The sequence below is a fragment of the Enterobacter cloacae complex sp. IR5412 genome (assembly GCF_049237385.1).
Lineage (GTDB): Bacteria > Pseudomonadota > Gammaproteobacteria > Enterobacterales > Enterobacteriaceae > Enterobacter > Enterobacter intestinihominis.
The window spans coordinates 198,640-208,326 of the sequence record NZ_JBMKHQ010000002.1; the positions used below are offsets into that span (position 1 = coordinate 198,640).

At 55.9% G+C, this 9,687-nt stretch carries 6 protein-coding genes; 2 read left to right on the top strand and 4 right to left on the bottom strand.

The annotated features are described in order from the left end of the window. Window positions 1-29: 29 nt before the first annotated feature. From ACOTX2_RS04470 to ppsA, 4 genes are all read right to left on the bottom strand, one after another. Entirely contained in the window at window positions 30-236 is a 207-nt protein-coding gene (locus ACOTX2_RS04470; RefSeq protein WP_022647855.1) for a hypothetical protein, read from the bottom strand. Between the two features lie 358 nt (window positions 237-594). Beyond that, the gene (locus ACOTX2_RS04475; RefSeq protein WP_063148174.1) at window positions 595-2,970 is read right to left on the bottom strand and encodes a glycoside hydrolase family 3 N-terminal domain-containing protein; all 2,376 of its coding nucleotides are present in this window, start codon (window positions 2,968-2,970) and stop codon (window positions 595-597) included. Between the two features lie 3 nt (window positions 2,971-2,973). Continuing rightward, the gene (locus ACOTX2_RS04480; RefSeq protein WP_038415905.1) at window positions 2,974-4,374 is read right to left on the bottom strand and encodes an MFS transporter; all 1,401 of its coding nucleotides are present in this window, start codon (window positions 4,372-4,374) and stop codon (window positions 2,974-2,976) included. 234 nt (window positions 4,375-4,608) lie between these two features. Beyond that, on the bottom strand, window positions 4,609-6,987 hold the full coding sequence (gene ppsA / locus ACOTX2_RS04485; protein ID WP_023305974.1) for a phosphoenolpyruvate synthase: 2,379 nt from the start codon (window positions 6,985-6,987) through the stop codon (window positions 4,609-4,611). 335 nt (window positions 6,988-7,322) lie between these two features. Here ppsA and ppsR point away from each other — a divergent pair, with 335 nt between their 5' ends. Both ppsR and aroH read left to right on the top strand, forming a co-directional pair. After that, a complete protein-coding gene (gene ppsR / locus ACOTX2_RS04490; RefSeq protein ID WP_017384644.1) occupies window positions 7,323-8,156 on the top strand; it encodes a posphoenolpyruvate synthetase regulatory kinase/phosphorylase PpsR in 834 nt (277 codons plus the stop codon). A gap of 150 nt (window positions 8,157-8,306) precedes the next feature. Further along, the gene (aroH, locus tag ACOTX2_RS04495; RefSeq protein ID WP_063148175.1) at window positions 8,307-9,353 is read left to right on the top strand and encodes a 3-deoxy-7-phosphoheptulonate synthase AroH; all 1,047 of its coding nucleotides are present in this window, start codon (window positions 8,307-8,309) and stop codon (window positions 9,351-9,353) included. The last annotated feature ends 334 nt before the right edge of the window (window positions 9,354-9,687 follow it).

Genomic DNA, 9,687 nt, shown 5'->3' on the forward strand with positions numbered 1-9,687 from the left:
CAGCCAAACTGGCGTTCCTAAAAACGCCATCATTTAGCTTTATCTTTTATACTTTTTTCAACCTGAGCATGAAGATTCATGCAGTTTATATACCCTTCTCTACGCGCTGCGTTGACTTCCGTAGCGTGTCTTAACTCCATTGCTAACAACTTATCTTCCATGACAGAAAGGCGATAAATCAGGGCGCACACAATCATTAAAAGAATAATGAATAACACCGAAATATCTACAACCACTTAACCTCTCCAGTTACTTATTGAATCCTGAGTTCTGACGCTATGCACTGTAGTTCTTCGTTTTCCCTGCATTGCGTTGTCATGTAGCCGTTGCACAGGGAACTTAAATCAGACAGAGTCCGTATATTCATTTAAATTTCATCTTTTATAGCTCATCAAACCTATCAGGCTATCTGGCGCAGTCCTGCAACCAGCAGACGGTGAGGAGTAGCTATATCAGTTCCAGGCTCAGAGCAAGGCGGCTAAGACTATTCTTATGCGAACTATTTTTTTAAGTTATTAGTGCTTTGTAAGTTCATTTTCCTCATTTGATTGCTTGAAAGAGGACTCGCCTTTGTGGCCAGGCGAGTCCTGAATATTAATTTTTACAAATTTCACTCCTACTCAACATCTGCCATTCCCCCTCCAGCACCCGCGTCTCCCCGGTCACCTGCACGTTCACCACCTCGCGAATATCCGCCGAGGACGCGCCAACCTGTAGCTCAAATTCACCTGGCTCGACAATCCGCTTCCCGTCCCGGCGGGTGAAATTAAACATCTCCACCGGCAAGGTAAAGGTCAGGGTGGCGGTTTCTCCCGGTGAAAGCGTAACGCGTTGAAACGCTTTCAGCTCCTGAAGCGGACGAACCTGCGTCGCGACTTTGTCATGCACGTACACCTGTATTACTTCGCTGCCGCTGCGCTCCCCGATGTTGCTGACATCGACGCTTAACACCACCTCTCCGTCGACCGGGACGTGGCTTTCAGCGAGACGCGCCGCACTCCAGTGAAACTGCGTCCAGCCAAGACCGTAACCGAACGGGTAAAGTGCGCCGAAATGGAACGCAAACGGCGTGCCGCCGCTTTTCAGCTTGTGGTTATAGTAGTACGGCATCGCCCCGGCGTTTTTCGGCACGCTGACTACCAGCCTGCCCTGCGGCTCCGCGCGGCCGGTTAAGATATCGGCAATCGCCCAGCCCCCTTCCTGCCCCGGCGCCCAGGCCATCATCAGCGCGGCCACCTTCTCTTCCAGCCCCTGAAGGTTATAAGGACGCCCGCCCGTCATGACGACAATTACCGGCTTGCCGGTTGCCACCAGCTCCTCCAGCAGCTGTTGCTGCACGCCCGGCAGATTCAGCGAATCGGTATCCGATCCTTCCCCCACGGTGCCGCTCTGGAATAGCCCGGCGAGGTCGCCCACGCAGGCCACCACCACGTCACTCTCTTTTGCCGCGCTCACGGCTTCGGGGATCAAATCCGTGCGTTGTGAAACCGGCGATTGCTGCATCGGTTTACCGCCGCTGTCGCCCGGGAACACCGGCGCACCCGCCATCCGTTTTTCGATAATGTGGCACCCTTTGGCGTAACGTATCTGCGATGCACCAAGGTACTGTTCCAGCGCCGCGCGCGGGGTTGTCACCTGCGAGGTCTCTTCAACCATATCGCTGATGATCAGGTGAACCGGGAAGCTGTAGCCGCTCAGCAACGCCAGCGGATCGTCCGCCGTCGGCCCCACTACCGCTACACGGGGTTTTCCGCCGAGGGGCAAAATGCCGTTATTTTCCAGCAGCGTGATCGATTTTGTTGCCACCTCGCGCGCCACCTGCCGGGTCGCCTCATTCTGCAAATCGATACCTTTTTCGTCGGCGTACGGTTTTTCAAACAGCCCGAGACGGAATTTTTCACTTAGCACGCGCGCCACAATCTCATCCACTATCGCCATTGAGATAAGCCCACGCTCTACCGCTTCCGCCAGATGACGCGCGCAGTCATCCTTCGGCAATTCCACGTCCAGCCCGGCGTTAAACGCCAGCGCCGCCGATTCTGCTGGATCGTGAGAAATCCCGTGGTGCTGGTGCAGCAGGCTTACGCCGCCGTAATCCGCGACAATAATGCCGTCGAAGCCCCACTGTTCACGCAGCACGGTGGTGAGCAGGAAATGGTCGCTGTGCCCTGGCTGATTATCGATGTCATGATAGGCTGGCATCACCGAACCGGCGTTGGCCAGCTTCACCGCCATCTCAAACGGCAGCAGGAAGGTATCGTTTAGCTCGCTGAAACCCAGATGGACCGGCGCATGGTTGCGCGCCCCTTCGCTGAAGGAGTGCCCCACGTAATGTTTCAGGGTCGCCAGCAGATCGCGCTTATCGCCCTGCAACCCCTTCACGTACGCCGTCGCCATCACCCCTACCAGCCACGGATCTTCCCCAAAGGTCTCTTCCGTCCGTCCCCAGCGCACATCGCGCGAGACATCCAGCACCGGGGCCAGCCCCTGCTGGCACCCGACAGACCGGGCCTCATTGCCAATCTGCTCCGCCGCGCGCTGCACCAGCGCCGGGTCCCAGGTGGAACCGTAGTTCAGCGACGACGGGAACAGGGTTGCATCTTTGCACAGCAGCCCCACCAGACACTCCTCATGAAACAGCGCCGGAATGCCGAGCCGGGTCTCCTCCATCATCATACGTTGCAGGCGGTTAGCGGCACGCACGCCGGTTTTTGCATCAACAATGTGCGTGCCGAGCGGACGGGTGATCTGCCCGACGCCCAGCTTCAGCCTTTCGCTGAGGGACGCCTGTTCGCTCACGCCGGCGAACTCATCGCTCAAATCGCTACGCTCGCGGTGGTTGCCGTGTTCATCGAGGATCAGCCAGTACGCGTGCATCTGGGCAAATTTCTCTTCCGGCGTCATACGCGCCAGTAAATCAGCGACACGCTCGTGTACGGGACGTCCCGCGTCCTTGTAGATCACAGTCATGGTTTACTCCTGTAGTGCGGATTGGGTTACCGGGCTGAGCTGCCCCGCATCGTTTCGAATGTCTCGCTTGCTGGCCAGCTCACGGGCAATGGAATCCACCAGTCGGCTGTTGAGTTTGTAGATAGCAAGGAGCGCCACCATGCAGAGGAACAGCGCGCAGGGGATCAGGGTGAACAGGGCATTGATGGTTGCGAGAACGTGAGGCGCCTGGTTTGCCTGTCCGGGCGCGTAATCCACCATGCCCAGCACCCAACCGACCACCGCCCCACCCAGCGCCAGCCCAAACTTGATGGCAAACAGGGCGGTAGAAAAGACCAGCCCGTCCAGACGGCGGCCGCTGCGGTGTTCTTCGTAGTCCACCACATCGGAGAACATGGTCCATTGCAGCGGCGTGGTCAGGTTCTGAATAAAACTAAACACAATATTCAGACCGAATATCAGCCACACCTGCGAAGGCGGAATGAAGAAAATCAGCGCGCCAAAAATAACGAAAGAAATAATGGTCCACTGATAGGCACGTACGCGATCAAATTTCCCCAGCAGGCGTTCAGATAATAATGCGCCGCTTAAGGATGCCACCATGCCGGAAACAATAAAGGCAAAGACCAGTTCAGGACGTAACAGAACATAGTTAACGTAATACATGGTCGCAGAGCCACGCGTCACGACGGCGGTTAACAGTAAAATATTAAACAGAAAAACAATTCGCCACTGGCTGTTGGCGGCCAGCAGTTTTAAATCCGTCAGCATCGAGCCGGATGTGTCATTGCGCGGCGAGTAACGCTCCCGGGTCATAAAGAAGCAGCAGAAGAATAAAATAATACCCAGCAGCCCCATCAGGCTCATGGCATAGAAATAACCTTTTTGCACATTCCCCTGACCTAATAATGAGACCAGCGGCAGCGCGATGACCGTTACAATCAACCCGCCGATAAACGACAGGCCAAAGCGCCAGGATTGCAGCGAGTGGCGCTCGCGCGGGTCGAGCGTCAGCGCGCCGGGCATGGCGCAGTATGGGACGTTAATCGCGGAGTAGATCAGGCTCAGGATGGCATAGGTTACGCAGGCATAGACAATTTTCGCCGTCTGCCCGGCATCCGGTACGTAGAAGGTAATCAGGCAGCTCACGCCAAACGGAATGGCAAACCAGAGCAGCCAGGGACGAAAACGACCGTGGCGGGTCTGAGTGCGGTCCACCAGAGCGCCAATGCACGGATCGACAAACGCATCGATCACGCGCACCACTAAAAACATGGTGCCCATAATGGCCGCCGGCAAACCGAATACGTCCGTATAGAAATACGCGAGAAATAACGTTGCCGTTTGCCAGACCAGCGCGCTGGCCATATCACCGAGGCCATAACCTATTTTATCTTTGGTACGTAATACAGAGGAGATTGTCATTGTTATTTGCCTTTTTATCAGGTTAAAACGTATTTCAACCAGTCGCGCATCATCCCGACGGATGTACGCGGTAAGGCTCAAGTATTAGCAACGCCCTGCCCACTAACAATTGTCTAAATTAACAGATAAATTATGATATTTGGTTTTTTGCTTTATTTGTGATGGTGAGCATATTCGCAGGAAAATAAAAAAGGCGAGGACAGATATCCTCGCCTTTTTCAGGTTATGCATGTTTTACTTGTTCAGCTCTGCCAGGCTCAGCCAGGTTTGCACCACGGTGTCCGGGTTCAGGGAGAGGCTATCAATCCCCTCATCCATCAGCCAGGCCGCAAAGTCTTCATGGTCAGAAGGACCCTGCCCGCAGATCCCGACATATTTACCCTGTTTCTTCGCCGCACGGATGGCCATGGAGAGCAGCGCCTTCACCGCCTCGTTACGCTCATCAAACAGCTCAGAGACGACGCCGGAGTCGCGGTCCAGGCCGAGCGCCAGCTGCGTCATATCATTCGAACCAATGGAGAAGCCGTCGAAGTGCTCCAGGAACTGCTCGGCCAGCAGGGCGTTGGACGGAATTTCACACATCATGATGATCTTCAGCCCGTTCTCGCCGCGCTTCAGCCCCTGACGCGCCAGCTCATCCACCACCGCTTTCGCCTGATCCACGGTACGGACGAACGGGATCATGATTTCCACGTTGGTCAGCCCCATGTCGTTGCGCACGCGTTTTACCGCTTCGCACTCCAGCGCGAAGCAGTCGCGGAAGCTTTCCGACACGTAGCGTCCGGCGCCGCGGAAGCCCAGCATCGGGTTCTCTTCTTCCGGCTCGTAGCGTTCGCCGCCCACCAGGTTGGCATATTCGTTGGACTTAAAGTCCGACAGACGCACGATCACGCGTTTCGGGTAGAAGGCCGCGCCGAGCGTGGCGATGCCTTCCGTCAGACGACCGACATAGAACTCTCTCGGCGAGTCGTAACCCTTCATCATCTCGCGGATTTCGTTTTGCAGCTTCGCGTCCTGGTCGTCAAACTCCAGCAGCGCGCGCGGGTGCACCCCGATCATGCGGTTGATGATGAATTCCAGACGCGCCAGGCCCACGCCTTCGTTCGGCAGGCAGGCGAAGTCAAACGCGCGATCCGGGTTACCGACGTTCATCATGATTTTCAGCGGCAGGTCCGGCATGGTATCCACGCTGGAGCTCTTCACGCTGAAGTCGAGGATATCGGCATACACGTAACCGGTATCGCCTTCGGCACAGGAGACCGTCACGTTCTGGTCGTCCTTCATGCGTTCGGTCGCGTCACCGCAGCCGACTACCGCCGGGATCCCCAGCTCACGGGCAATGATAGCCGCGTGACAGGTACGGCCACCGCGGTTGGTGACGATAGCAGCCGCTTTCTTCATGATCGGCTCCCAGTCCGGGTCGGTCATGTCGGTCACCAGCACGTCGCCAGGCTGAATGCGATTCATCTCGCTGATGTCGTGGATCACTTTCACCGGACCGGCACCGATGCGGTGACCAATCGCACGACCTTCCGCGACAATTTTGCCCTGCGCGTGCAGGGTGTAGCGCTCCATGACCTGACCGCGCGAACGGACGGTTTCCGGACGCGCCTGCACGATAAACAGCTTGCCGGTGTGTCCGTCTTTGGCCCACTCGATGTCCATCGGACGGCCATAGTGTTTTTCAATCTGCACCGCCTGCTTCGCCAGCTCTTCCACTTCGGCGTCGGTGAGCGAGAAGCGATCCCGCTGCTCCTGCGGCACATCTTCAATGGTGACCTGCTTGCCATGCTCTTGCGTCGGGGCATAGATCATGCGGATTTTTTTCGAGCCCATGGTGCGGCGTACCACTGCCGGACGGTTAGCCGCCAGCGTAGGCTTGTGCACATAGAATTCGTCAGGGTTCACCGCCCCCTGCACCACCATCTCGCCCAGACCCCATGCGGAGGTGATAAACACCACCTGGTCGAAGCCGGATTCCGTGTCGATAGAGAACATCACGCCGGAAGAGCCCACGTCGGAGCGCACCATGCGCTGTACGCCTGCGGAGAGCGCGACGCCGCGGTGGTCATAGCCCTGATGCACGCGATAGGAGATGGCGCGGTCGTTGAACAGGGAAGCAAACACATGCTTCACCGCCACCAGTACCGCCTCGTAACCCTGAACGTTGAGGAAGGTTTCCTGCTGTCCGGCGAAAGAGGCATCCGGCATATCTTCCGCGGTAGCGGAAGAGCGCACGGCAAAGGAGGCCTGCGCGTCGTCAGCGGAGAGCTGGTTGTAGGCGTCATGGATGGCTTTTTCCAGTTCCGGCTGGAAAGGTGTGTCGATAATCCACTGGCGGATTTGCGCCCCGGCTTTGGCAAGCTCGGTGACATCATCAATATCCGTTTTATCCAGCAGGTCGTAAATGCGCTGGTTTACACCGCTCTGGTCTAAAAACAGGTTAAACGCATCGGCGGTTGTGGCAAACCCGTTTGGTACGGAGACACCCATACCGGACAGATTTGTAATCATTTCACCCAGGGAGGCATTTTTGCCCCCAACTCTGTCTACATCATTCATGCCGAGTTGGTTATACCAAAGCACCAGCGGTGACGAGCCATTGTTGGACATCGAAACAATCCTTTTGTGATATTTGATCGGAGTAAGAAACACCTGACTACGTATTTATACTGGCATATTTATTTCCGCTAAAAAAACGGTGAATCGTGTAAGCAATTTAAATTTTCAACTTTTCGGACAGTTTCCCCGCACTCGCTAACCCGATGATTCCTATAGATTCCGGCAAAAGCCATAGAAATAACGCCGCTAATCAGAAAATGAAATCCACTTTTCAGGAAAATCAAAAACACCATTTCATTTTAAATTCAGATAAGTTCTTTGCTGTGCAATTAACTTTTTTAATTTATGCTTTCAGGCAATTACGTACGCTATTCAGGGTGGATAAAATGGATAATGCTGTCGATCGCCACGTTTTTTATATTTCTGATGGGACGGCGATTACCGCCGAGGTGCTGGGACACGCGGTGATGTCGCAGTTTCCCGTGTCGATAAACAGCATCACGCTGCCGTTCGTGGAAAACGAGAGCCGGGCCAAAGCGGTCAAGGACCAGATCGACGCCATTTACCAGCAGACCGGTGTTCGTCCGCTGGTGTTCTATTCCATTGTGATCCCTGAGATCCGCAACATCATTCTGCAAAGCGAGGGCTTCTGTCAGGATATCGTGCAGGCGCTGGTTGCACCCTTGCAAAGCGAGCTGAAGCTCGACCCGACGCCGATCGCTCACCGTACCCACGGGCTGAACCCCGGCAACCTGACCAAATACGATGCGCGTATTGCCGCCATTGACTACACTCTGGCGCACGACGACGGGATCTCGCTGCGCAATCTGGACCAGGCGCAGGTCATTTTGCTAGGCGTGTCGCGCTGCGGTAAAACCCCCACCAGCCTTTACCTGGCAATGCAGTTTGGCATTCGCGCCGCTAACTACCCCTTTATTGCCGATGATATGGACAACCTGGTGCTGCCTGCCGCGCTCAAGCCGCTTCAGCATAAGCTGTTTGGGCTGACCATCAACCCGGAACGACTGGCGGCGATCCGCGAAGAACGTCGCGAGAACAGCCGCTACGCCTCAATGCGCCAGTGCCGAATGGAAGTCTCCGAAGTCGAAGCGCTGTACCGGAAAAATCAGATCCCCTGGCTGAACAGTACCAACTATTCAGTAGAAGAAATTGCCACCAAGATCCTCGATATCATGGGACTGAATCGCCGCATGTACTAATATGCTAGTACATTAATCCAGTTTCAGTTATTATCATGCCATCCTCGGGGCGACGTGCCCCGAACTTGAAATCAGCAGGGATTGGTTTAAGGTGATGCCCATCACTTCCCGGTAGTCTGCCGATGAAGCAAAAAATTTCTGAGACATTCCATGAACAAAACCGACGAACTGCGCACCGCGCGCATTGATAGCCTGGTCACCCCGGCTGAACTTGCCCGGCTGCACCCCGTTTCCGCCGAGGTGGCGGACCATGTGACGGCCTCCCGTCGCCGCATCGAAAAAATTCTCAATGGTGAAGACAAACGTCTTCTGGTAGTAATTGGCCCCTGCTCCATCCACGACCTGGACGCGGCGATGGATTATGCACAACGCCTTCAGACGCTGCGCGGCACGTATCAGGATCGCCTGGAGATCGTGATGCGTACCTACTTTGAAAAACCGCGTACCGTCGTGGGCTGGAAAGGATTGATATCCGATCCCGATCTGAACGGTAGTTACCGGGTGAATCACGGCATTGCGCTGGCGCGTAAGCTGCTGCTACAGGTTAACGAGCTGGGCGTGCCGACCGCTACCGAATTTCTGGATATGGTGACCGGACAGTTTATTGCCGACCTCATTAGCTGGGGCGCGATTGGCGCGCGTACCACCGAAAGCCAGATCCACCGTGAAATGGCGTCGGCGCTCTCCTGTCCGGTGGGCTTCAAAAACGGTACGGACGGCAATACCCGCATCGCCGTTGATGCCATCCGCGCGTCACGCGCCAGCCATATGTTCCTCTCCCCGGATAAAAACGGCCAGATGACCATCTACCAGACCAGCGGCAACCCGTTCGGACATATCATTATGCGTGGCGGTAAAAAACCGAATCACCATGCAGAAGATATTGCCGCCGCCTGCGAAACGCTGGCGGAATTTGACCTGCCGGAGCATCTGGTGGTGGATTTCAGCCACGGCAACTGCCAGAAACAGCACCGCCGCCAGCTGGACGTCTGCGATGAAGTCTGCCAGCAGATCCGCAGCGGCTCGACCGCCATTGCAGGAATTATGGCGGAGAGCTTTATCAAAGAAGGCACGCAGAAGATCGTCGCCGGACAGCAAATGGTGTACGGCCAGTCGATTACCGACCCGTGCCTGAGCTGGGAAGACAGCGAACGGCTGCTGGAGAAGCTGGCTTCAGCCGTGGACACGCGCTTTTAAAATCCTGCCGGGTGACGCTGTGCTTACCCGGCCTACGGTACGTGCCCTTCTCCCTCTCCCCATGGGCTGAGGGTTCCCCACAAATTAATGCGAGCACTGAGCAATCCCCTCGCCCCTCCGGGGAGAGGGTTAGGGTGAGGGGAATATACGGCGGTGGTGGTCATTCCGTTCACTTTATGTTCCTTGCTACTCTGTAACGACATGACCGGTGAACGTGCCAGGGTGGTTCAGTCGCCACCACCCTGGCGACCCGGGCTCCCGGCGGTAAATCGCCGCTTCGCGGTGCCCTCGGCTTATTCCTTCCGGCTTATCGGGTACGGGCGGAGGCAACGTC